This window comes from Bacilliculturomica massiliensis (genome assembly GCF_900605495.1).
Lineage (GTDB): Bacteria > Bacillota > Clostridia > Peptostreptococcales > Anaerovoracaceae > Bacilliculturomica > Bacilliculturomica massiliensis.
The window spans coordinates 228,329-252,558 of the sequence record NZ_LR027599.1 but is presented as its reverse complement, the minus strand read 5'-3'; the positions used below and the strand labels follow the sequence as shown (position 1 = coordinate 252,558).

Sequence of the window (24,230 nt, the reverse complement as noted above, 5' to 3'; positions counted from 1 at the left end):
TTGATTTGACTGCGCCGCGGCGTCCTTTCTGTTGAACGATCAGGCTTCGGAGCCGGCCTCCCCCTCAGCCGGTTTCCCTCTCAGGCGGCCGATCCCGGGAGTTATATATCCTCAGGCCCGCTATGACGTTTCATCATACAAGTATTACATAACGTCGCTTTTTTTCGCATCCCCCACGCCAGTATAATGGAATTGTCAGAAGTTAGCTTTCGTTCTGAAATGCATGATCTACTGCAATGAGCAGTGGAGCGGCAAGCGAGTGAGGTTGAGGAGGTACTTAGCCATGATGACACCAAGAGTTGAGAGGTTGAAGAGACAGCAGGCGGCTGCAAAGCCTACGTTCAGTGTGGAGAGGGCGAGACTGGTCACGGAGGCATATGAAAAGTATGGAGCTGAGCCTAATATTCTCTTGAAGGCCAAGGCATTGGAGCATATTCTGAAGAATATGACCATCTTTATTCTGGACGGCGAGCTGATCGTGGGAAATCATACGGACAAACAGCGGTGCGCACCGGTTTATCCGGAGTTCGCCGCAAAATGGATCATTGATCAGATCGAGGAGTTTACCACCAGAAATGTGGATAAAATGTATATCACAAAAGAGGAGCAGGATGAACTGGTAGCAGTGCTGAAGAAATGGGAGGGCAAATCCTTCGATCAGGCGACAGCCGGGGTCTGTCCGCCGGAAACGCTGGCGGGGGAAGCGGCGGGAGCTTTCACCGTAGGCGCCAGGGATTGCTGCACCGGCCATATTTTGGCGGATTATCCCCGTCTCTTCGACGGTGGACTCAACAGAGCCATCGCGGAGTGTCAGGAGAATATCAGAAAGACAGCGATAACCTGCAGGGAAGATCAGGAAAAGGTGGATTTCTGGAACGCCTGCATCATCGCGGCAAAGGCGGCTATCCAGTTTGCCGGCCGCTATGCGGATCTGGCTGAGGAAAAAGCGAAGGCGGAGGACGATCCAAGGCGGAAAGAAGAACTGCTTGAGATCGCAAAAAACTGCAGGAATATCCCCGCGAACGGCCCTGTTACCTTTTTTGAGGCGGTTCAATACTGTTGGTTTGTACAGCTGATCGTGAGCATTGAGGATAACGGACACGGGAATTCCTTCGGACCCTTTGACCGATATACCAATAAGTATTATGTAGAAGACCTGAAGGCGGGCAGAATTACCGAGGAGAGAGCCCTTGAGATCCTGGAGTGCTTCTTCATCAAGCTCACCGATATCATTAAGCTGAGAGACGCTTTTTACAGCGAGGCATTCGCAGGGTATCCGGTATGGCAGAATCTCGTGATCGGAGGAATGGATTCGGACGGCACGGACGCGTGCAACGAGGTGACCCGCCTGGTGCTGAAGGCCAACGCCGATGTTCAGACCTCTCAGCCGGCCGTATCCCTCAGGTATCACGACGGAATGGCTCAGGATGTGTTCGATATGGGCGTTTCCATGATCCAGAAAGGTCTGTCCACGCCAGCGTTCTTCAACGATAAACTGGTGGTACCCATCATGCTGTCCAAAGGCGCATCCATCCCGGAAGCCAGATACTGGGGCATTTACGGATGCGTGCAGCCCTGCGTGGCAGGCTATTCGGACGGCAGGCCGCAGGTGGGGTATGTAAACTTCCTGAAGTGCCTGGAACTGGCCATGCACGATGGCGTGGATCCACTGACCGGCAGGCAGATCGGACCGAAGACGGGAAAATTTACTGATTTTAAAACCATGGAAGAATTCACGGAAGCGGTATACGATCAGCTCAGATATTGCTACCACCTGATGCTGACAGGTTACACGGCCGTGACCTCTATGCACGCGGTACGTCAGAACATGCCGTTTTCGTCCATTATGGTGAGCAACTGCATCGAAAAGGGCAGATCCCTTCAGCAGGGCGGAGCCAAGTACAACGAGTCAGGCTGCCTGGGTACCGGGCTGGGAAATACGGCGGACGCTATGGCGGCGATCAAAAAGTTCGTATTCGATGAAAAAGTGATTTCTAAACAGGAGCTGCTGGACGTTCTGACCAACAATTTTGAAGGCAGCGAGCCGCTCCGTCAGCTGCTGCTCAACAAGGCGCCCAAGTACGGCAACGACATCGACAGCGTGGATAGGATGGCAGCGGATATCGTGAAATGTGCCAGAGAGCATCTGGAGAATTACAGGGATTCCCGTGGCGGCAAGTACGTGCTGGACATCGAGTCCCAGTCTCTGAACATCGTACAGGGCAAGTGCATCGGCGCCACGCCGGACGGAAGATATGCCTACACTCCGCTGGCGGACAATTGTTCGCCGGTAATGGGAAGAGACGTCAACGGTCCTACGGCCACCGTACTTTCCGTAGCGAAGCTGGATCAGATCAACACAAACGACGGAGCGCTGTTCAATCTGCGTTTTGACCCGCGGACCATCGCTGGCGCAAAAGGGCGCCAGGTAATCGGCAGCGTCATCAAAACTTATTTCGATCATTTCGGAGAACACATCCAGATCAACGTGGTATCTGATGAGACGTTGAAGGCCGCACAGAAACATCCGGAGGATTACCGGGATCTGCTGGTGAGAGTGGCAGGCTATCTGGCGTACTTTACAGAGCTGGATAAAGAGGTGCAAGATAATATCATAGCCAGAACCGCGCACGACTGCTGATCCGGATGGGAGGGACAAAATGGACAATGTGACGGAAGGATTGTTGGGAGGGATCCAGCGGTTTTCCACGGAGGATGGGCCGGGTATCAGGACGACGCTTTTCTTTAAAGGGTGTCCGCTGAAGTGCAGATGGTGTCATAACCCGGAACTCATCAGCAGTGAGTTCGAGATCCTGTATTCCCCAAAGCGGTGTATCCGCTGCGGCATGTGCGTCAGAGTCTGCCCACAGAAGGCGATCTCCGCGACAGAGGAGGGGATTGCCATAGACAGGGGGAAATGTCTCCGCTGTGGGAAATGCGCGTCCGCGTGCTGCTCCGAGGCGCTTCGAACCGCGGGGGAGAAGCGTGAATTGAGCCAGCTGGTCAAACTGCTGGGCCGCGACCGGGACTTCTACAATAAAACCGACGGCGGCGTCACTTTCAGCGGCGGCGAAGTGCTGGCGCAGGCCGACTATGCTTACACGGTGATGCAGGAGTGCCGGAAGAACGGTCTTGCGGTGGCTATCGACACCTGCGGCTTTGCTGACAGGGAAGATTTGCTCCGCCTTTGCAGAGAGGCGCAGGTGGTGCTGTTCGATATCAAGACGATGATCGACGAGAAACATCGCCGGCTCACCGGCGTTGGGACTGAAGTCATTCACAATAATCTACGAGCTTTGGCGGCAGACGGCGACATCAGACACAAAATAATCATCCGAATGCCGCTGATCCACAATATCAACGATCAGATGGACGATCTGGAACTGACCTGCAGATTTATGGGAGAACTGGGCTTGAAGAAGGTGAATCTTCTGCCGTATCATTCGCTGGGGACCTCAAAGACCAGAAGTATGGGCGGGGCTGCAGAGGAGTTCGAGACGCCTCCCGACGAATATCTGGAGGAAGTGCGGAACTTGTTCCGCAGCCATGGGCTGGATGTTATGATCATGGGAAACGACGATGAGCCGGAGGAAGAGTCCGTATAACCGATTGGCTACACGATATTATTGTCCACCAGCTGCTTGGTACAGTCGATAAATTTTTTCATGGCGGGGGAGGCCTCCGACAGCGAGGGCAGAAGGATTCCCAGCTCCCGGAATTGCGGCGGGTTCAGCTTTTTCCAACAGATGGTATTCAGATGGTCTTTGATCGAAAGTTTCGTAACGATACTGGTGCCTGCGCCGCCCTTAACCAGAGAAATGGTGGTCAGATCGTTGATCGTGTTGAACATGACTTTGGGAGTAATATTGTAGGTTGAGAATATGCGGTTGACATCGTAGTCGAGACCCTTCGCCGTCAGAATAAAGGATTCGTCCCGGAACGCGCTGATGGGGAATTCGTCCGCATCTTTCAGAGGGTGATTGGAAGGAATGATCGCCACCAGGGATTCCTTTCTCAGAGGGACCCAATCCGCCGTGTGGTGCGGCTGCTTGCTGATGAAAGCGCAGTCGATAAAACCTTTCTCAAGATTTTCCTCCATCTCGTCGGCGTCGCCCTCGTAGAGCATGACCTTTACATCGGGATAGGCCTCGCGGAATGTATTGATGATGGTGGGCATCCAGTGCCAGGCCACGCTGGCGTAGGCGCCGATGCGAAGCCGGCCCACATTCAGGCCGTTGATGGAGGCCGCAGTCTGTTCAAACTGTTCGTTGCAGTTTAGCATTTTCTGAATAATAGGCAGCAGAAGTTCGCCCTCAGGGGTGGGTCTGATACCGCTGCGGGAGCGCACAAGAAGTTTAAAACCTAATTCGTTTTCCAGGTTTTTCATCATGTGAGACACGCCGGACTGGGTGTATCCCAGAGCGTCGCCCACCTTCGAGAGATTGCCCAGTTGAACAGCCAGCGAAAAAACCTCAAATTTTCGTAAATCCATTGCAGCGCGCCCCCATTCTTCTTTTACGGCATCGCTTATAAGCGATGCCGTAAACATATGCTGTCTAAACGGATGATTATTTTAATAATTAAAATTGATCGGTATCGTGACATATCTGGATCCAAGCCGTTTCAGCCTGCTTTATCCTCAGATGGTTGTTGGATTTACTGAGGTTAAAACTGACTGACAGCAGCGTTCGGCTGGATGAAATAAAACAAATTAAATTTCAATTATCAGTTGTCTATATTTTAGTTTAATCGCGGCGGCGGGGCAAGAGATGATTCGTTTTTTTTAAAACGATCCGGAGACAATACTCGAAGTTTCGTCATTCTAACAGCTATCTGAGCGGCATGATCTCTGCAGCGGAAGAATACGGCGCCGAGAGCTGATCCTCACCGTGGCCATCGAGAACGCCGCTCCCGTGTTGACAGAGGACTGTTTGCGAAAGACTGCGGGTGAATTGTTGGAAATGATAAGAGACAATTTCTCTGACAGCGACGGGATCTGTTTTGCATTGCATGGAGCCGGCGTCGCCGAGGGAATTCCCGATCTGGAAGCTTTCTGTTATCTGAGATAAGAACAATAGTGGGAAATGATATGCCGGTCACGATCAGTCTGGATCTGCACGGAAATATTTCGGAGGAGATCGTCCGTTTAAGCGACGGCATAGCGCCGCCGGCTTGAGAAAAGATAAGTGTCAGGACGCCGATTCTTCGCGTCCCAGCGTCTGTTAGCCGCCGATGGGCGGTGGACTCTGAAAGGAGATAGGTCAAATCTAGATTTTTTTCTCGATCTCACCGAAAAAGAGCCGCCAGATAGGTGAAACCCGATAATTTAGTGAGCTTTCCCCTATTTGGAAGCAGATGTTGAGAAAATATTGCTGATTTCCGTGTGGTTTTCGGGGATCTGCAATTTTTTTTTGGTTTTTCACCTATTACAGAGCCAGCTGGACTAGGGGGGACGGCTGATCTCGGGAGTGCGGCTGTCCGGCATGGAGCGGCAGGGCCGGGGGCTGTCCGGCATGGAACGGCAGGGGCTGATCCCGGCAGTGCGGCAGCCCCACGGAAAACTGAGCCCGAGAGTGCGATAGGCAGGCATGGGCGGCTGATTCTGTGAGCGGGGCGTCCCCGCGAACCGAATACTTCTCGCTCAACGCTGCCGGAATCAGATGATAGCACAGCACTTTGATCTGGGAATCAGAGAACGGAAAGGCTGTTTCTTGACGTTTTTTGCATTATAGGCGTATGTTCTTAATATCTTTGATCCTTGACACAATGGAGTTAAAGTAAAGATCTTTCAACCCCGGCGTTTTGTATATGAAATTCTGAAGAAGGGCATCCACCTCGTTTTCACCGTTGAGGATGGCGTGAATGTGAAATTTCGTGTTGCCAAGTACCTGATAGATCTGTGTAATACAGTCATTTTTTTTCAGGTAGTCGATGGCCTCCTCATATTTTGTGGGATCGAGAGTGATCTCGAAATAGGCGGAAAACGTGCTTGCGATTTTTTGGGGATTGATGATGACGGTGTACTGCTCGATGATCCCCTTATCTTCGAGAGCCTGAATACGAGCTTTGACAGCGACTCTGGAAAGACCTACGATTTCACCGATATCCACGTAAGAGATGCGGGCGTTTTCGGAGAGGAGTTCAAGTATTCTGCAATCTATGGCGTCCAGAGCTTTTATATTTTCTAAAAACATAGAGGATCCTCCTTTTCTACGTTAATCTACGTTTAATACTACAGGGGAACGGGTTGAAAAGCAATCAAATTTCAGATCAAAAAAAGAAAAGAATATTCTGCCAATTTCAAAAATAATATTGACGAATTCTATAATAAATGATAATTTAAAAATATCAGACAAATAGAAAGCAAAATATTTCGATAATAAAGAAACGAGGGCAGCGTGACGGAACTTTATTGTTTGCTCAGCGCCATACCGATAATCGCATTTATTTTTTCAATGTCTTTTTTAAAGAAGAGCATCGGTGTTGCCGCATTGATTAGTTTTATACTGGCGTTTCTCATTGGGCGATGTATTCTGGGGGCCAGTCTGTCGATGTTATTTTCCGGTTGTCTGGAAGGTCTGTGGAATACATTTATCATTATGGTAGTCGTGTTTTCTGCGCTGCTTTTGTATGAACTGCTGGAAAAAAGCAAAATGCTGTCCGCTCTCAGCCAGTGGGTGGGCAGCCACATTGAGGACAAAGTCGATCAAATACTGATGATCGGCTGGGTATTCACCAGCTTCCTGCAGGGGGTGACCGGGTTCGGCGTACCGGTGGCGGTGGCGGCTCCCATTTTGACAGGGCTGGGCGTAGAGCCGCGGAAAGCGGTGATCATATGTATTTTGGGACATGCCTGGGGCGGAACCTTTGGAACTTTAGGCATCGCATGGAACAGCATGCTCCTGCAGCTGCCTGATGGACATGACGTGTATATGGGTCAGACGATTTTGTATACGTGCATTCTGCTTGGGATCTACAATTTCATCTGCGGCCTGCTGATCTGTGCTCTTTATAAGGGTAAAAAGATAAAAGCGCGAGAGCTGATGGCAGTCGCGCTGATTTCCTCGGTGCAGAGTATGGGGCAGTTGTTATTCGCCCTTTTTTTCAATGAAAGTTTGGCGTGTTTTTTGGCTTCAGCGGCATCAATGGCCGTATTGTACGTCTGGGACCGCAGTCTTTGCCGCGGTCGGACTCCTGTCAGCGGCAAGAGAGGAAGTGGCAGAAACGGCAGCAGCCACAGCAACGCTGGCAGCGTCCCCGTGGTCGATATGGGTTTCCCCTTTTTTATCCTCAGCGCAATTGTATTTTTGCTGGTGATGCCAACGAAGTTCAGTGCAGCGCTGGAAGGGTGCAGAGTGGGGATGCCCGTTCCGGATCCCGGCGGCGGATGGACGTTATACGGGGCTGTTTCGGTATTTACGCATTCCGGAACAATCTTGTTGACCGCAGTGGCTGTAAGCTTCTGGTTTTATCGCAGAAAAAAATATCTGTGCCGGGAAGATACGGGGAAGATGCTGAGGAATGCGGGGCGCAAAACGGTCAATGCAGTCTGGCCGGTGTTATTTCTGGTCATGATGTCCAGAATCATGAGCGGGAGCGGGCAGATCGGTTTCCTTGCATCGGGGATCGGAGAACTATTCGGCGGCTGGGTAGGATTTGCATCGCCGTTTATCGGCATATTGGGCTCTTTTATAAGCAGCAGCAATATGGCGTCTAATATATTGTTTACGGAGCTTCAGCTCCGCTTATCGCAGATGCAGGGACTGAACGCGGCGGCGATCCTGGCGGCGCAGACCGCCGGAGGGTCCGTGGGAAATCTGGTAGCCGCCGGAAATATCGTGCTGGGGTTGTCGATCGTAGGGAAAGGAGGAGAGGAATTAAAGGTCATGCGGTTCATGGCTCCTGTCTGCATTGCAATAGGAGCCGTCTGTGGATTCATTACGTTATTGGTATGCCAGACATGAGGGTTAAGGAGGAAAACGGTAATGAAAGAAAATGAAATTGGAAGGGAAAAAAGGATCAGCTCCAGAGAACTGTGGAGATTTCTGATTCCATCGTTGATCGGCGTGTTTCTGTTTTTATGTCCGGTGTGGCAGGACGGGGCCATCACCATACCGATCGGTATTCTGATCGACTGGATCAAGGCGGCGATCGGATCCGCCGCGTCTGTCATCATTTATTTTTTTATACTGCTGTCGATGGTGATGACGCTGATTACTAAATTTTTTAAACCAAAAGCGATTCTGGACAATGAATTTCTGTCAGGAATTTTTTATACCAACTATCTCCAATTGCTGCTGCGGGTTGCGGGCAGCGTATTCGCTGTCATTATATTTTTTGAGCTGCCAGTAGAAATCGTCACGTCGCCCAATACCGGCGGAACGGTGAGCGGGCTTCTGGTCACCACGCTCGTATCGATCTTCGTGTGCTGTTATTCACTGCCTCTCATCATGGATTACGGAATCATGGATTTTACGGGGACCGTATGCAGGAGATTCATTCATCCGCTGTTCAAACTGCCCGGAAGATCGGCAGTGGATCTGCTCACATCCTGGGTGGGCGGCAACAGTTCCGGAATTATTCTGACGATCCGCCAGTATGAGACAGGATATTATAATGGCAGGGAAGCGACTATCATATCGACCATGTTCTCTGTAGTCTCGATCCCCTTTTGCCTGGTCATTGCCAACATGTTAGACGTAGGGCATCTGTTCGCTCAGTTTTATCTCACGCTGTGTCTGGTGGGTATCCTTTCCACCATTATTATGGTGCGCATTCCCCCGCTGTCCACCTTTGACGATTCCTACTATCAGGGGGCGCAGCAGACCGCTTATACGGAAGTGATCCCGGATGGGATGAGCCGGGCGCGCTGGGGCCTTCAGATGGCTGTAGAAAAAGCGAAGACAGGCGGAAACGTCGTCGATATTCTAAAATCGGGGACAAAAATGTATCTGGATTTACTGATGACTCTGGCTCCTATCGTAATGACCATCGGCGTGACTGCGCTGATCCTCACCGAATATACGCCGATCTTTCAGTGGATATCCATGCCGATGGGTTATTACCTGAACCTGCTGGGCGTGGAGGAGGCTTTCGCCGGAGCGCCGGCCACGATCGTGGGATTTGCGGACATGTTCCTTCCGGCCATCGTTGCTTCCGGTCTGACCTCCGTCAGAACAAAATTCATACTGGGGGTCCTGTCTCTGGTCCAGATCATTTATCTTTCGGAGATGGGTGCAGTGCTCCTGGGCTCCAGCATCCCTGTGAAGCTGGGGCACCTGATCATCCTGTTTATAGAAAAGACGCTGATCGCCCTGCCGCTGATCGTCCTGGTTACAAATCTATTTTTCTGATCGATCGTGCCTATTGATAAATGGAGTGGTGGTATATGAGAGAGACTGTCATAAACGAAGTGCGAAGCCGCAGAAGCGAGATCCTGTCGCTGGCTCTGGAACTGTTGAAAATTCCCTGTGAAACAGAGCAGGAGGATACGTCGGCAATAACGGATTTTATTAAAAAGACGCTGTCCGGAAGAGAGGGGGTCACATGGAAGTCCTGTGTCAAAAAAGGCAGGATCGAAAATCTGATCGTTTCCGTGAAGGGAAGCGGCGAAGGAAAAACACTGGCTTTCAACGGGCATCTGGACACGTTTCCGGTGGGGGACAGGTCTCTGTGGACGCGAAAACCCGAAGGGGAACTGGAGGATGATAAGTGGCTGTACGGGAGAGGCGCCGCGGACATGAAGGGGGCGGTGGCCGCCTATCTGTTTACATTGATCTGCCTGTGGGAGCGCAGGGAAGAATGGCGCGGCGAACTGAGACTGATCCTGGTAGGTGACGAGCAGCGGGGAGGAACTTACGGCACGAAATATCTGCTGGAAGAGATCCCGGAAACGACTGCGGACAGTGTGATAAATGGGGACATGGGCTCGCCCTGTATTATCCGTATCGGGGAAAAGGGGCTGGTGTGGACGGAGATACGCGCGGAAGGCAAAGGCGGTCACGGAGCCTTTGTGCACCAGGGGATCAACGCGGCGGAACGATTGATACGGGGGATAAAGGAGATCGGGGAGACCCTGAGGAAGCTGCAGGAAAGCCAGGGATCGTCGGAGCTGGACAGCCTCATTGCAGCGTCCGCCCCCGTGCTGGAGCACTACGGTCTGAAAGGGGAAGCGGAAATTCTGCGTTCCATCACTTCTAATCTGGGCTATATAAAAGGCGGAAGCGCTGTCAATCTCATTCCCGATCAAGCCGTGGCAGGACTGGATATACGGATCCCCTGCGGGTTTACGACAAAAGACATCACGGATATTCTTGGCAGAGTATGCGGAGAAAACCGCGGTCTCAGCTATCGGATCGTGGATGCTGTGGAGCCGAATTGGACGGAGCCGGCAGAACCTGTGGTGAATGTGGTCAGACAAAACTGCGATATTGTTTTTCGCAGTCCGGTGACGGTCACGTGCAGAGTAGGCGCCAGCGATTCGGCCTATTATCGCCAGCGGGGCGTCCCCGCGGTCAACTGCGGCCTGACGGCGCACAACGCGGGACGGGAGGACGAGTATGTGTCTGTGGACGAGCTGGTGGATCTGACCGCAGTTTTCGTAATGTCGGCCCTGGATTATCTGACGCCAAAGATCTAAAAGAAGCAACTGCAGGAATAGGAAGATAGTGCGTTCTCTTTTCCCGCAGATCCGGTTGTTGAGACGTTTTTCAAAGACCCATTCGTTTCCATACTGGGTGCCTACAATAACATTGGGCGCCCAGTAAGATCCCCAATAAATTGTTGAACTGCGGGATGAATGTGATATGATGAAAGTGCCGTTAAAATTAAACCTGTAAGGGACGATACGGAAGTCGATCTGTATTCTGAAGCGTAAAGATCAACGGGATTTTGTGGAGGTGTTTCTGTGAAATGTCCATATTGTAAGGAAGATATGAGAGCCGGCTACATTCAGGGCGGACAAGGCGTCATCTTTTCTGAAAATGAGAAATCTGTTTTCGTATACAAAAATCCGCTGGATAAAAAAGATATAAAAATTGCAGGAGTGTTTTCCAACCGTTCTCCTGCTTATTATTGTGATAAGTGTGAGTGCCTAATATGGAAAGAAAAATACGGGAATGAAGAGTGATCCATATCTCTTTTATCTCTTTGCCGGGCGGATCATGTGTACATGACCGTTAGGCAGAGATCAATAAAAAGATCCTCAGAGCGCCTTGGAAGGCAAGCGCGCTCTGAGGATCTTTTTGTCTCCGCCGTAGTGGGAAATATGCCGGAAGGCATCTGACACAGGGTAACGGGACGACCTCCATCTGCATAGTGTAATACATCAAGCAAAAATGGAGGGAATGAATGGGAACTATTGTAACGAAGGATCATCCGGAAAACGGCGCCGGTCTGAAACGCTGTTTTGGGTTAAAAGAGTCGATCACGATTACTGTGGGAACGGTGATCGGAGTGGGCTTGTTTACGGTTGGAGGGAATGTGGCCGGCATGATGGGGCCGGGAGTATTCTGGGCCACGCTGGCGGCGCTGGCTGTGAGCGTCTATCCGTCTATGCTCTACGCGGAGATGAGCGCGGCGCTGCCCTTTGCGGGAGGGACCTATCAGTACGCTTCATTGGGGCTGGGAGAGCTGTGGGGCATGCTGGCGGGCTGGAATTTCATCATTTCCATGGCGGCGGTGGCCAGCGGAGAGGCTCTGGCGTTCAGCTTTTACATGCGCACATTATTTGAGGGACTTGGGATCTCCATTCCGCTTGGAGATACGGCTCTGGCCTGCGCTGCCGCCGGGGCGTTTCTGTTGTTAAGCGTCAGAGGCGCGGAGCTGACAGGACGGATGCAGAATGGCTTTCTGTTTTTTTTCTGGGGCGTGGCCGCGGTCTGGCTTGTGAGCATATTGCCTTCTCTGGACAATAGCGTCTTTGCAGAGGGAATGACTGCAGAGATCGGAGGCTTTCTGCCGGCGGCAGCTATGATCTGGTGGTGTTTTGCAGGATTTGAGACGTGCTGCGCCATGGGTGAGGAGATCCGCTGTCCGCAGAAAAATCTTCCCAGAGCGCTGATGCTGGCTCCTTTTATCGTCTTTGCGGTAAATGGCTTTTTTCAGTGGGCGCTCCTGTGCATTGCAGACAGCTCAGGGCTGGGGAAAGTAGCGGAGGCGGCCGCTCCCTTTGCGGAGGGGATGAAGCAAGCCGGGCTGACGGGACTACCGTTGATCCTTCTCTGCGCGGGCGTCGCTTTTGGAGGAGACTTTTCTACATTGAACGCCAGCATGAGCGCGCCGGCGCGCTATCTCTACACCATGGCGCGGGAGGGAAACGCGCCTGCAATTTTTTCCAGGATCCATCCCGTATACCGTACGCCCTGGATCGCGTCTCTGGGGCTGGGCGCGTTGGTACTTTTGCTTATTGGAACCGGTTCCATCGCGTATATCGCATCCTTATCGCTCTTTGCGACTCTCTTTTACTATGTCATCGGCATTGCGGCCGCCTGGGGACTGCGCAGACGCAGACCGGAACTGGAACGGCCGTACCGGGCGCCGTTTTTCAAGGTGGGAGTCCCGGTCAGCATGGCCGTCTACCTGCTGATGATGACGCAGCTGGACAGGGGCGGCATACTGGCGGGAATCATTTGGTGCGCCCTGGGACTGGGCTATTACCTGCTGGGAAAGCGGGGCACCGGGAAGGGGATATTGCGCGGAGAAACGCGCCCGCTGCCCGATCTGCCGCCGCTGCCGCCGCTTCCCGGGGAAGAGGAGCTGTTTCAGCTGGACCGTGAGTTTCGCCGGTGGCGGAACGTGGTAGCCGCAGCGGTGTTTCTCGTGATCGCACTTTATCTGATCATGTACCTGACGGCTTAGAACAGGAGCCGTCGGTAAATTCCTGCTGCTTCACCGATCCTCCGACATGATCTCTTCAGACCGCGCATAAATTAGAAGGAATGCTTGTGCGAGGGGGAATGCAGATGGAGAGACGGGGCGGGCTGACTGAAGGAAACGTGTTCGCGGCGATCATCCGGTTTTCAATGCCTTTTTTAATGTCGAATATACTGCAGGCTCTGTACGGCGCGTCGGATCTGTTCATGGTAGGACATTTTTCTGATTCGGCCGGCGTGTCTGCAGCGGCCACGGGAGGCCAGATCATGCAGATGATCACAGGTCTGGCCATCGGATTGACCACCGGCGGGACGGTGGTAGTCGCCAGACACTTCGGGGAGCGCAGCAGCCGGGCCACAGCCGGCGCGGCCGTCACATCCCTGGCGCTTTTCGCCTTTCTGTCGCTGTTCTTCACAGCGGGCGTGCTGGCTTATGTGGAGCCGGTATGCCGGATGATGAGGGTGCCGGGGGAGGCGTTGGCGGTGACAAAAGAATATCTGGGGATCTGCGCCTGCGGCATTGTATTTATTGTTTGCTTCAACGCGGTCAGCGGTATACTCCGCGGGTTGGGGGACTCCAGAACGCCGCTCTTTTTCATGATGGCCGCGTGCGGGATCAACGTCTCCACGGATCTGCTGTTCGTGGGGTGGTTTCGCATGGGAGCGCCGGGGGCGGCGATATCGACGGTGATCGCCCAGGGAGCCAGTCTGGCGCTGGCCTTCGTCTATCTGGTCCGGAAAGGATATGTGGGGAAATTGATGCGGGGCAGACCTGCCGTATCCCTCGGCGAGGCGGCGCATATTCTGAAAATAGGCATACCGGTGGCGCTGCAGGACGGACTGGTCAATCTATCGTTTCTCATCATAACGGCGATCATCAACGGGATGGGCGTGACGGCTTCCGCCGCAGTTGGCGTGGTAGAAAAGCTGATCGTTTTCAGCATGCTTCCGGCCACAGCTTTTGCCTCCGCAGTGGCGGTGGCGGCTGCTCAGAACTATGGCGCGGGCATGCCGCAGCGGGCGCGCCGGTGCCTTTGCACAGGGATCCTGCTGTCTCTGCTGTTTGGGACCGGATTCTTCGTGTGTTCCCAGCTGGACGCAACAGGGCTGATGGGGCTTTTTACATCGGATCAGGAGGTCATTGCAGCGGGAGCGGGATATCTGAAGACTTACAGTCCCGACTGCATACTGGTCAGTTTTGTGTTTTGCATGAACGCCTATTTCAGCGGCAGCGACCGGCCGCTGTTTCCGCTTCTTCACAGTCTGGCCTCCACATTCGTAGTGAGGATCCCCTTTTCTTTCCTTCTGAGCCGTAAGTCCGCCGTACTGGCTCCGGTGGGAGCGGCGGCGCCTGCCGCCACGCTGTTTTCCCTTGCCCTGTGCTGCTTTTATCTCAGCGCGGAATACCGGAGCCCCTGCAGAAATACGGGAAGACTGTCCGGGTCTGAGAAAAGGGGGAACCGGAGCCGGCGCAGGCAATGGGGAGTTTAAGAATGATAAAATAAAAATAACGATTGACTTTAATTAGCTGGCGGCCGGGGCTGATCCTGCCCGGTATCATATTGCTGCGGGCCGCTATGGGCGCTTTTGGATTCCTGGCCTTTGTGGGGCCGGTAACTGCCGGCGATGCGGCGGCAGCAATTGTGCCGTTTTTCACCATGAGCGTTCCGGCGATCATACTGCTGCTTATCTATGCGGTGTGCAGGGGAAAGAAAAAGCGGAACAGGGAAGTGGACAAGATGAACATCCAGGATCTGTGAAGTAAGAATCGCAACAGGGAAAAAATGTGTTTCGCCTTGCGCTGAACCTGCTGCTTAATGTATATTAAAAGATATAGATTGAGATTTGGCGAACAGGAGAGAATAAATGCGCAAACGGATGAAAGATATCGCATATGAAAAGATACAGGAGATGATACTGAATGGACAGTTAGGTCCCAGTGAGATGATAAATGAATACAGCCTGGCAGCTGAGCTGAATATCAGCAGGACTCCTGTGCGGGAAGCGCTGACCAAACTTGAAAACGAAGGATACGTTCACGCCTTTCCCAATAAGGGCGTGATGGTGGCCACACTGGACGCGGACGATATCGTCAAGATCTCAGAAGTGAGAGAGGCGTTGGAGGGTTTCGCCGTGCGACTGGCCTGCGACCGCATGGATCCGGAGGTGGCGATGGATTTAAAGCGGAAGCTGGAAGCGATCCCGAATCTGGAGGAAGAGGAATATCAGGAGAAAAGCTTTATGCTGGGCAGGCAGCTTCACAATCAGATTCTGAAATCTACAGGTAATGAGCTGTTGATGAAATACGTACTGAATATAACTGCGCAGCTGAACCGTATCATGCTGTTGTCGCGTTACGCTCCGTCCAGGGCGCAGACTACCTTTGACGAGCACATGCTCATCGTGGATGCAATTTTGTCAAAGGATAAAGATCTGGCGGAGCAGAGCATGAGGAATCACATTATCAGTGTGGCGAACGATGTAATTAATCTGAAAAAAATGGATTATGTCTGATGGAAAGGGACAGAGCACAGCGGCGAAGACGGTGAGCGATACGGACAGAAGAGCCTTTTCTGTTTCCTGTTTTAATACAGGGAGCGGAAAAGGCTCTTTTTCATATGCGCCGAGCGGTGGGAAACCACACGGAATCATGGATGGCAAATGTGATAGATCGGCGGTGTGTACGAATCGTATTGTTGAAAAAACTTTTTATGTTTTATAAGTTGTTTTTGGTTGACAAAGTTTTCTGAATATAATACAATCAGTTCGGAAATAAATATTAAATTAGTTCGTCCGTTCTCCAGACAGTGATGGAGGGCGGCAGCCGGCTCTCTGCAATCATTTAAAGGAGGAAAATATGGAAAGAGTAAAAAAGATGTCGCTGACAACGAAGGCGATAGTGGCGATGATCATCGGCTATATCTTTGGCGTCATCGCGGGAGAAACGATCGTTCCGTTTTTTGACACCATCGGGCAGATCTTTGTCAATCTTCTGTTCATGGTAGCTACGCCCTTTATCTTCTGTTCGATCGTCATGGGAGTAGCCAGCATGAGCGACCTGAAAAAAACAGGTCGGATCGGATTAAAAACAGTGGGATTGTACGCGGTGACCACGATCATGGCTGCGCTGGTGGGTCTAGGGATCGCGGGTCTGGTGGGACCGGGCCGGGGGTTCACCATGGAGCTGCAGGAGGCTGTCGTCTCAGACAAAGCAGTTCCTACCATCGGAAGTACGCTGATCGCAATGGTGCCCAAAAATATATTCGAGGCGCTGACGAATATGACGCTGATGCAGATCATCGTATTTGCGGTCTTTCTGGGTGTTTCCCTGGTGCTGCTTGGCGAAAAGAAAAAACCGGTCACAGATTTCTTTGAGACCATGGTCAGCGCTTTGATCAAAATGACGGAGATCGTGATGAAGACAGTGCCGCTTGGCGTGTTCTCGCTGATGGCGGTGACCGGAGCGTCCTATGGCCCGGAGGCGCTTTTGTCCATCTCGAAAGTCCTGCTCACCGATTATCTGTCGTTCTTCATTCAAGTATTCATCATTATGGGAAGCATGCTGCTGATCTTTGCCAGGGTCAATCCACTGACTTTTGTCAGGCGGTGCGGCGCGGTGATCTCCATGGCCATGAGCACCACCAGCAGCAGCGCGACGCTGCCGCTGACCATACGGACCGCCACGGAAAAACTGGGTGTACCGGAGGAGGTGGCAGGATTCACTCTTCCGCTGGGCGCAACCATCAATCTGAACGGCGCGGCGATCAACATCGCAGTCTGCGTGCTGTTCTCCGCGCAGGTATTCAATCTCGATTTTACGATAACCGAAATGTTCGCTCTGATTTTTACTACTTGCATCACCGCCGTGGGAGTGGCGGGCATGCCAGGAAGCGCCATTGTCTTTACACTGGCGATTCTGGCCCAGTTCGGCATACCGACTGAGGCTTACGCTCTGGTCATTGCGGTCTACCGTCTCATCGACATGGGAATGACGCCTGTGAACATTCTGGGCGATCTGGCCTGCACTACGACAGTAAGTCAGCTTGAGAAGGTGCTTGACAGAAGCGTCTGGGAGACAGGGAGCGGGAAAGATGGGAAAGCCGCATGAGAACGCAGCCGGCGGCAGAACTGATATCAGGAAGAACAGGTGGTTTTGAGCGAGAGACTTGAGCGAAGTTTTTAAAATGAAAGAAGGGGAATCGAAATGGAAAGACAGAAAAGAGGTCCGGCGCACAGACTGGATAACGTGAAATTTTCTCCGGTTAGACGGGTCCTGAATCTGGCCAACGAGCTTCAGTCCCAGGGACGTGATATCGTTCATTTTGAGATCGGAGAACCAGATTTTGATACGCCGGATCTGATCGTGAGCAATTCGGTAACAGCGCTGCGTGATGAGCGGAAGACGCATTACGCTTCCAATCTGGGCGACATAGGACTGCGGAATAAGATTGCAGAGCTGCTGAAGAAAAGGAATGGCGTGGAGGCGGATCCAGCGAAGAATATCATCGTGACCGTGGGCGCGGCGGAAGCTGTATTCGCCGGGATCATGGCGGTGGTAAACGAGGGTGACGAGGTCATCATTCTTACTCCCGCATTCATGTTTTATGAGAATACGATTAAGATGGCGGGGGCTGAAGTGGTAGAGGTACCGCTGAAGCCGGAAAACGGTTATCAGATCCAGATCAGCGAGCTGAAAGAGAAAATTACCGACCGCACGAGAATGATCGTGTTGAATAACCCCCATAACCCCTCGGGCGTGGTATTTCGTCCCGAAGATTTGATGGAGATTGGAAAACTGGCAGTTGAAAACGATATTATGATCCTGTCCGACGAGATCTATGACCAGATCGTCTATGATGGAAGGTCTTGTCTTTCGCTGGCATCTGTGCCGGAATTCCGGGAGCATGTGATCACGATAAACGGGTTTTCGAAAGCGTATGCCATGACCGGATGGCGTTTAGGGTACATAGTAGCCGACGAAAAGTGGATCCAGGCAATTTTGAAGGTACATCAGTATACCACCACCTGCGTACCCACATTTATCCAGATCGGTACCGCCAGATCTATGCTGGAGGAATCCTGTCTGCAGCAGGTAGAAAACATGCGGGCTACTTTTGAAAAGCGGAGGAATCTTCTGTATGAAAAACTGGATGCCATCGAAGGGATACGCTATGTGCCTTCTCAGGGAGCCTTTTACACCCTGATCGACATCTCGAAATTCGGTCTGTCGGACGGCGAATTTGCGGAGCGGCTGATCAGAGAAAAGGGTGTGGCGGTGGTTCCGGCCTCCGGCTTCAGCGAGAATTTTAAGGGCCACATCCGCATTTCTTACGCCACATCAGAAAGTCAGATCTCAGATGGATTAGAGAAGTTAAAGGAGTTCTGCGACGAACTCAGAGGGGAGAAATAATGAAAAAGAACGAGGTAAAAGAAAGATTGATGCGCGGCGAAACGGTATTGGGAGCCTTTCAGGGCTACGATGCACCGGAGATCACAGAAATACTGGGCTATGCAGGATTTGATTTTGTAGTGTTGGACGCGGAGCACGGCGGGCTTTATCCGGGATTGCTGGAAGGGCAGATCCGCGCCGCCGAGTGTGGGGACACGGCGGCGTTTGTCCGGGTTCCCAGTTTTCAGCGTCAGGATATTTTAAAGGCCCTTGACAGGGGCGCTTCGGGCATACTGGTCCCCATGGTCAACACTAGAGCGGATGCGGAACAGGTGATATCACACGCACTTTATACGCCGAAGGGGAACCGGGGGCTTACCTTTTCTTCACGGGCGGCCCATTATAACGTGCGGGTCGATCAGGAGCTGCATTTGAGATCATCCAACGACGAACTTCTGATCATGGTACAGATCGAGACGATGGAAGCTGTTGAAAATCTGGATGAAATTCTGGCGGTGGAGGATGTGGATCTGGTCTTCATCGGACCCAGCGACCTCTCACAGTCCATGGGCATGCCCGGTCAGACGGGGAATCCGGAGGTACAGAAAACAATACGGCTGATCATCGAGAAGGCGCATAAAGCGGGGAAGAAGACAGGGATCTTTACCAGTACCGTCGAGGCCACAAAGAAGTGGATGGACGAGGGCGTCCAGCTGATCCTGGCGGGCAGCCAGGGGATCATCGCCAAGGCGCTGAGCAATTATGTGGATGATGTACGCGAAAGCGTGAAACGGGGAAAATAAGATGGCGAATTTATTTACAATACCGGGCAGGATCGTATCCGGCGAAGGTGCGCTGGAAGCCGGCGGCACTTACATAAAAGCCATGGGCACGAAGGCGTTGATCGTAACGGATTCCATTATGGAAAGGCTGGGAAACCTGAAGAAGGTCACCGACGTCCTTCTGCGTGAAGGCGTGGGCTTTGCAGTTTACAGCGGTATCTCCGGCGAGCCCACGGACCTCATGATCGCGGAGGGCGTGAAGATCTATCAGGCGGAAAGCTGTGATTTCCTCATCGGCCTGGGCGGCGGCAGTCCGATGGATTCCATGAAAGCCATCGGCGCCGCCGCCAGCGGCGGCGGTGAGATCACGCAATATATGGGAACGGTGATCGACTGGGAGCTGCCGCCCTCAGTGGCGATCCCCACAACCGCGGGGACCGGTTCTGAGGCCACGCAGTTTACTATCATCACCGACACGGAGAAGGACGTCAAGATGCTTCTGAGGGGACCGGGATTGCTGCCGGATCTGGCTGTCATCGACCCTGCTTTCACAGCCACAGCGCCTCCAGCGGTCACGGCGGCCACAGGCATCGACGCGCTGTGTCACGCCGTGGAAGCGTACACGTCACGGAAGGCGTTTCCGCTGGCAGATTCCTTCGCTGTTTCTGCGGTAAAGAGAATTTTTGGCTATCTGAAACGGGCCTATGACAACGGCGGCGATATGGAGGCCAGAGAACAGATGGCGCTGGCTGCGCTGGAAGCGGGGATCAGCTTCAGCAATTCTTCCGTGACCATCGTTCACGGCATGAGCCGTCCCATCGGCGCGCTGTACCACGTGCCCCACGGTCTATCCAACGCCATGCTGCTGCCGGAATGCCTGAAGTTTATCGCCGAGGGCGCGGAGACTCCACTGTGCGAACTGGCAAAAGAGACGGGTATTTACCGGGAGGGCATGACGGAACGGCAGGGGGCGGACGCGTTCACAGGGGCCGTCTGCAGTCTCTGTGAAAGTCTGGATGTGCAGACGCTGGCGGAGTTTGGGGTAAGTAAAGATGACTTTGTGTCAAACATCTCCAAAATGGCTGATGATGCCATCGCCAGCGGCAGCCCGGCCAATACCAGGCGCCAGCCCACGAAGGGAAATATCATTGCAATTTATGAGGCGTTGTGGAAGTAGGAAGAACCAATAGCTGGTCATTCAGCGGCGGCATCTTCCGGTAAAACCGATGGAACAGATCCGCGCAGTCGTCGGCAGCGCGGATCTTTCTCTCAAATGCGTGAAAGGAGACAAACCATGCAGTATGAGAATATTTTATTTGCGGCAAAGGATGGCATCGGATACATCACCATCAACAGGCCGAAGGCGCTGAACGCGCTGAACGGGGAGACCCTGGACGAACTGGGAAACGCGGCGGCATGCATCGCCGAACGAAAAGATCTGCGCGCCGTGATCATCACCGGCGCGGGAGAAAAAGCCTTTGTAGCGGGAGCGGATATCGCCCAGATGCGGGATCAGTCCCCAGCGGAGGCGAAGCAGTTTTCCAGGAAGGCCCAGAAGGTCTTCTCCGCCATCGAACATCTGCCCCAGGTGGTCATCGCCGCGGTAAACGGCTTCGCTCTGGGCGGCGGCTGCGAGCTGGCCATGGCCTGCGATCTGCGGGTGGCTTCCGAGAAGGCGAAGTTTGGTCAGCCGGAGGTCAATCTGGGGATCCTGCCCAGCTTCGGCGGCACTCAGCGGCTGCCCCGGCTGGTGGGCAGAGGGATCGCCAAGGAGCTGATCTTCACGGCGGAGCCCATCGACGCAGGCGAGGCCTGGCGCATCGGTCTGGCTAATCGGGTGGTAAAGCCGGAGGAACTGATGGAGCAGTGTGAGAATCTGGCGAAAAAGATCATGAGCAAGGGGATGTTCGGCGTGAGTTTGGCGAAGGCCGCGGTCAACGACGGGATGAATATGGATACGGAGTCGGCTTTCAAATACGAGGCGGAATTGTTCGCGCTGTGCTTCACCACAGAGGATCAGAAAGAAGGAATGAGCGCGTTTCTGGAAAAGCGGTCGGCAGAGTTCCGCGATTTCTTCTAGAGAGGGGCGAATGACGATGAAGAAAGTCAGAGTGATGAGCGCGGAAGAAGCGGCGGAGCTGGTGCAGGACGGACAGACCATCGTAACGGGCGGATTTGTGGGAAGCAGCTGCCCGGAAGCGCTGTCCAAGGGTCTGGAGATGCGGTTTCTGAAGACGGGAAAGCCCGAGGGACTGACGCTGATTTACGCGGCGGCCCAGGGAAACCGGGATGGAAGCGGCGCGGATCATTTCGCCCACAGGGGGATGGTGAAACGGGTGATCGGAGGCCACTGGAATATGGCGCCGAACCTGGGAGCCATGGTCATCAGGAATGAGATCGAAGGGTACAATCTGCCCCAGGGAACGATCTCCCAGATGTTTCGGGACATAGCGGGCAAGCGGGTGGGAACGATCACCCACGTGGGCCTTCAGACCTTTGTGGATCCCCGGATCAGTGGAGGAAAGCTCAACGAGATCACCAGGGAGGATCTGGTGGAGGTGATCGAGATAGGGGGTCAGGAGCGTCTGCTGTACAAAAGTGTTCCGATCGACATCGCGTTCATCCGCGGGAGTCTGTCCGACGAGCTGGGAAATATTTCGCTGGAGCGGGAGATCGGGACGCTGGACGCTGCGGCGATCGCTCAGGCCTGTCACAACAGCGGCGGCACGGTGATCGTGCAGGTGGAAAAGATCGTGAAGGCGGGAACGCTGGACCCGCGACTGGTGAAGATCCCCCGAATCTACGTGGACGGCGTGGTGGTGGCGTCGCCTGAAGATCACGAGCAGTGCTTCGGCTGGGAGTTCGATTCCTCGCTGACAGGGGAGACCCGGTCGCCGCTGGGGAGCATCGAGCCGGTGCCGCTGTCGCCGAAGAAGATCATAGCCCGCAGAGCGGCGATGGAATTGACGGCGAACGCGGTGGTGAATCTGGGCATAGGAGCGCCGGAATATATCGCCAGGGTGGCCAACGAGGAGGGAATCGGGGACGATATGGTGCTGACGGTGGAAGCGGGCCCGGTGGGCGGAGTGCCCATGGGAGGAAGTCAGTTCGGAGCCAGTATGAATCCGGAAGCGATCATGGATCAGGCGGTCCAGTTTGATTTCTACGACGGAGGAGGAGTGGATCTGGCCTTTCTGGGCCTGGCCGAGGCGGACGAAGAGGGAAACATCAATGTGAGCAAATTCGGTCCGCGGATCGCGGGAGCCGGGGGGTTCATCAACATTACACAGAACGCCAAACGGGTATTTTTCTGCGGCACATTCACGGCGGAAGGGCTGAAAGTGAAGATCGCCAACGGCAGCCTGGAGATCATTCAGGAGGGAAGGCAGAAGAAATTTGTAAAGGCGGTGGAGCAGATCACGTTCAGCGGGAAATATGCGGCGCAGACCGGGCAGCCGGTGATGTACATCACGGAGCGGGCCGTGTTTGAACTGCGCAGCGACGGCATGTACCTGACAGAGATCGCGCCGGGGGTGGATCTGGAGAAGGACATCCTTGCACATATGGATTTCACGCCCCACATCTCAGCGAATTTAAAACAGATGGAGAAATGCATTTTTCTGGAAAGACCTATGGCTGTCAAGTAAAGGTTTAGAGAATCTGCGATGATGCCGGGAATCAGGACCGAGCGTTTCTGCAAGAGTAAAGTCTGTCTCTCCTAATGCAAGATCTACTTCTACACCGGCTAATCCTGTGGGTGATCTTCGTTTCTAGAGATAAGGCAAAAAATTGAACAGATAAATACCACAAAATGCAGTTGACAATTGAAACATCTCCTGATATTATTTGCTTAACAAATAAATTGCATGCTAAGTATTTGCGAGCAAACATCTTGTTAAGATGGAAAGCGGCCCTGCCGGGCGTCTTAAGGCATGAGGAGCGTCCTTGTAAGCGTACTGCCTGATCTGTGGGCTGCGGCGCTGATCTCAGCCGTGGTATGAAAGGAGAACAATATGAATTTTGAACTGACAGAACAGCAGCAGATGCTGCAGCAGAGTGTAAGAGAGTTTGCGGAGAAAGAGCTTCTGCCCGGCGTGATCGAGCGGGACGAAAAGAGCGAGTTTCCGGTAGAAGCCTTTAAGGAACTGGGTAAGAGAGGCTGGCTGGGTCTGCCCTTCCCCAAGGAACTGGGCGGCTCCGAGGGTGGCTACATGGGTTATGTGCTGGCCGTGGAGGAGATCTCCAAGGTAGACGCTTCCATGGGTATTTCTTTTTCCGTAGCTACCTCCCTGTGCGCCGGCGGCATCAATAACTTCGCCACGGAAGAACAGAAGAAAAAGTATATTCCCAGGATCCTTTCCGGTGAATCCTTCGGCTCCTTCGGACTGACAGAACCCAACGCAGGTTCCGACGCCGGCGGCGTGCGCACGGTGGCCGTAAAGCAGGGCGATCACTACGTGATCAACGGGTCCAAGTGCTTTATCACCAACGGACCGCTGTCGGATATCTTCCTGATCATCGCTCTGACCGATCCGGAAAAGGGCCAGAAGGGTCTGTCCGCCTTTATCGTTGAGAAGGACTTCCCCGGATTCCGTGTAGGCAAGATCGAGAATAAGATGGGCATTCGCGCGGCTCAGGTATCGGAATTGTTCTTCGAGGATATGATCGTACCGGCGGAAAATCTGTTAGGCGGCGTGGAAGAGCAGGGATTCAAGGCGGCCATGAAGGCGCTGGACGGCGGCCGGATCGGCGTGGCGGCTCAGGGTCTGGGCATCGCCGAGGGCGCTTTCGAGATCGCAAGAAAGTATATGATGGAGCGGATCCAGTTCGGAAAGCCCATCGCCAAGCAGCAGTATCTGGCATTTAAGATGGCGGAGCTTGAGGTGGAGATCGAGCAGGCCAAGTACATCCTTTACAGGGCGGCGCTGGAGAAGGACGCGGGCCGTCCCTACACCATTCCGGCGGCCAAGGCGAAGCTGGTCTGCACCAACGCGGCTATGCATGTGACGACGGAGTGCGTGCAGCTTCTGGGCGGCAACGGCTACATGAAGGATTACCACGTGGAGCGGATGATGAGAGACGCCAAGATCACCCAGATCTACGAGGGAACCAACGAGATCCAGAAGCTGGTCATCAGCGGCGGCATCTTCAGATAAGAACTGTGCAGAGCGTAAACTCAAAATAAAC

General features: G+C 53.3%; 21 protein-coding genes. 19 read left to right on the top strand and 2 right to left on the bottom strand.

Annotated features, from left to right (window positions below):
- Positions 1 to 283: 283 nt before the first annotated feature.
- Together E0E37_RS03685 and E0E37_RS03680 are read left to right on the top strand one after the other, a co-directional pair.
- On the top strand, positions 284 to 2,641 hold the full coding sequence (locus tag E0E37_RS03685) for a glycyl radical protein (RefSeq protein ID WP_165445190.1): 2,358 nt from the start codon (positions 284 to 286) through the stop codon (positions 2,639 to 2,641).
- A 19-nt stretch (positions 2,642 to 2,660) separates the two neighbouring features.
- Positions 2,661 to 3,605, top strand: coding sequence for a glycyl-radical enzyme activating protein (locus E0E37_RS03680; protein ID WP_130861614.1), 945 nt, complete (start codon positions 2,661 to 2,663; stop codon positions 3,603 to 3,605).
- Positions 3,606 to 3,613: 8 nt separating this feature from the next.
- Here the strand turns inward: E0E37_RS03680 and E0E37_RS03675 are convergent, their stop codons facing one another.
- Positions 3,614 to 4,492, bottom strand: coding sequence for a LysR family transcriptional regulator (locus E0E37_RS03675; RefSeq protein WP_165445189.1), 879 nt, complete (start codon positions 4,490 to 4,492; stop codon positions 3,614 to 3,616).
- Between the two features lie 397 nt (positions 4,493 to 4,889).
- Between E0E37_RS03675 and E0E37_RS19215 the strand changes: the two genes are divergently transcribed.
- Entirely contained in the window at positions 4,890 to 5,069 is a 180-nt protein-coding gene (locus tag E0E37_RS19215) for a M81 family metallopeptidase (RefSeq protein WP_408608641.1), read from the top strand.
- A complete protein-coding gene (locus E0E37_RS19210) occupies positions 4,997 to 5,176 on the top strand; it encodes a M81 family metallopeptidase (RefSeq protein ID WP_130861646.1) in 180 nt (59 codons plus the stop codon). Before E0E37_RS19215 ends, E0E37_RS19210 begins: the two co-directional genes overlap by 73 nt.
- 550 nt (positions 5,177 to 5,726) lie before the next feature.
- Here the strand turns inward: E0E37_RS19210 and E0E37_RS03660 are convergent.
- Entirely contained in the window at positions 5,727 to 6,194 is a 468-nt protein-coding gene (locus E0E37_RS03660) for an Lrp/AsnC family transcriptional regulator (RefSeq protein WP_130861612.1), read from the bottom strand.
- Between the two features lie 204 nt (positions 6,195 to 6,398).
- Here E0E37_RS03660 and E0E37_RS03655 point away from each other — a divergent pair, with 204 nt between their 5' ends.
- The 15 genes from E0E37_RS03655 to E0E37_RS03585 all read left to right on the top strand — a co-directional run bounded on the left by E0E37_RS03655 (position 6,399) and on the right by E0E37_RS03585 (position 24,199).
- The gene (locus tag E0E37_RS03655; RefSeq protein WP_165445186.1) at positions 6,399 to 7,964 is read left to right on the top strand and encodes an L-lactate permease; all 1,566 of its coding nucleotides are present in this window, start codon (positions 6,399 to 6,401) and stop codon (positions 7,962 to 7,964) included.
- Positions 7,965 to 7,985: 21 nt separating this feature from the next.
- On the top strand, positions 7,986 to 9,353 hold the full coding sequence (locus E0E37_RS03650) for a YjiH family protein (RefSeq protein ID WP_130861610.1): 1,368 nt from the start codon (positions 7,986 to 7,988) through the stop codon (positions 9,351 to 9,353).
- A 35-nt stretch (positions 9,354 to 9,388) separates the two neighbouring features.
- Positions 9,389 to 10,639, top strand: a complete 1,251-nt coding sequence (locus E0E37_RS03645) for a M20/M25/M40 family metallo-hydrolase (RefSeq protein ID WP_165445185.1) — start codon at positions 9,389 to 9,391, stop codon at positions 10,637 to 10,639.
- A gap of 267 nt (positions 10,640 to 10,906) precedes the next feature.
- Complete coding sequence (locus E0E37_RS03640) at positions 10,907 to 11,128, top strand: PF20097 family protein (protein WP_130861608.1); 222 nt, start codon at positions 10,907 to 10,909, stop codon at positions 11,126 to 11,128.
- A 221-nt stretch (positions 11,129 to 11,349) separates the two neighbouring features.
- The gene (locus E0E37_RS03635) at positions 11,350 to 12,858 is read left to right on the top strand and encodes an APC family permease (protein WP_130861607.1); all 1,509 of its coding nucleotides are present in this window, start codon (positions 11,350 to 11,352) and stop codon (positions 12,856 to 12,858) included.
- A gap of 104 nt (positions 12,859 to 12,962) precedes the next feature.
- Positions 12,963 to 14,363, top strand: coding sequence for an MATE family efflux transporter (locus tag E0E37_RS03630; RefSeq protein WP_130861606.1), 1,401 nt, complete (start codon positions 12,963 to 12,965; stop codon positions 14,361 to 14,363).
- A 23-nt stretch (positions 14,364 to 14,386) separates the two neighbouring features.
- A complete protein-coding gene (locus E0E37_RS03625) occupies positions 14,387 to 14,632 on the top strand; it encodes a hypothetical protein (protein ID WP_130861605.1) in 246 nt (81 codons plus the stop codon).
- Between the two features lie 106 nt (positions 14,633 to 14,738).
- On the top strand, positions 14,739 to 15,386 hold the full coding sequence (locus tag E0E37_RS03620; RefSeq protein ID WP_130861604.1) for a GntR family transcriptional regulator: 648 nt from the start codon (positions 14,739 to 14,741) through the stop codon (positions 15,384 to 15,386).
- A 343-nt stretch (positions 15,387 to 15,729) separates the two neighbouring features.
- The gene (locus E0E37_RS03615; RefSeq protein ID WP_130861603.1) at positions 15,730 to 16,980 is read left to right on the top strand and encodes a dicarboxylate/amino acid:cation symporter; all 1,251 of its coding nucleotides are present in this window, start codon (positions 15,730 to 15,732) and stop codon (positions 16,978 to 16,980) included.
- Between the two features lie 96 nt (positions 16,981 to 17,076).
- Complete coding sequence (locus tag E0E37_RS03610) at positions 17,077 to 18,282, top strand: pyridoxal phosphate-dependent aminotransferase (RefSeq protein WP_130861602.1); 1,206 nt, start codon at positions 17,077 to 17,079, stop codon at positions 18,280 to 18,282.
- Positions 18,282 to 19,064 (top strand): HpcH/HpaI aldolase family protein, encoded by a 783-nt coding sequence (locus E0E37_RS03605; protein ID WP_130861601.1) that lies wholly within the window; start codon positions 18,282 to 18,284, stop codon positions 19,062 to 19,064. Before E0E37_RS03610 ends, E0E37_RS03605 begins: the two co-directional genes overlap by 1 nt.
- A 1-nt stretch (position 19,065) precedes the next feature.
- Complete coding sequence (locus E0E37_RS03600; protein WP_130861600.1) at positions 19,066 to 20,220, top strand: iron-containing alcohol dehydrogenase; 1,155 nt, start codon at positions 19,066 to 19,068, stop codon at positions 20,218 to 20,220.
- 117 nt (positions 20,221 to 20,337) lie between these two features.
- Complete coding sequence (locus E0E37_RS03595; RefSeq protein WP_130861599.1) at positions 20,338 to 21,123, top strand: enoyl-CoA hydratase-related protein; 786 nt, start codon at positions 20,338 to 20,340, stop codon at positions 21,121 to 21,123.
- Between the two features lie 10 nt (positions 21,124 to 21,133).
- Positions 21,134 to 22,690 (top strand): acyl CoA:acetate/3-ketoacid CoA transferase, encoded by a 1,557-nt coding sequence (locus E0E37_RS03590; protein WP_330548535.1) that lies wholly within the window; start codon positions 21,134 to 21,136, stop codon positions 22,688 to 22,690.
- Between the two features lie 366 nt (positions 22,691 to 23,056).
- A complete protein-coding gene (locus E0E37_RS03585; protein ID WP_130861598.1) occupies positions 23,057 to 24,199 on the top strand; it encodes an acyl-CoA dehydrogenase family protein in 1,143 nt (380 codons plus the stop codon).
- The last annotated feature ends 31 nt before the right edge of the window (positions 24,200 to 24,230 follow it).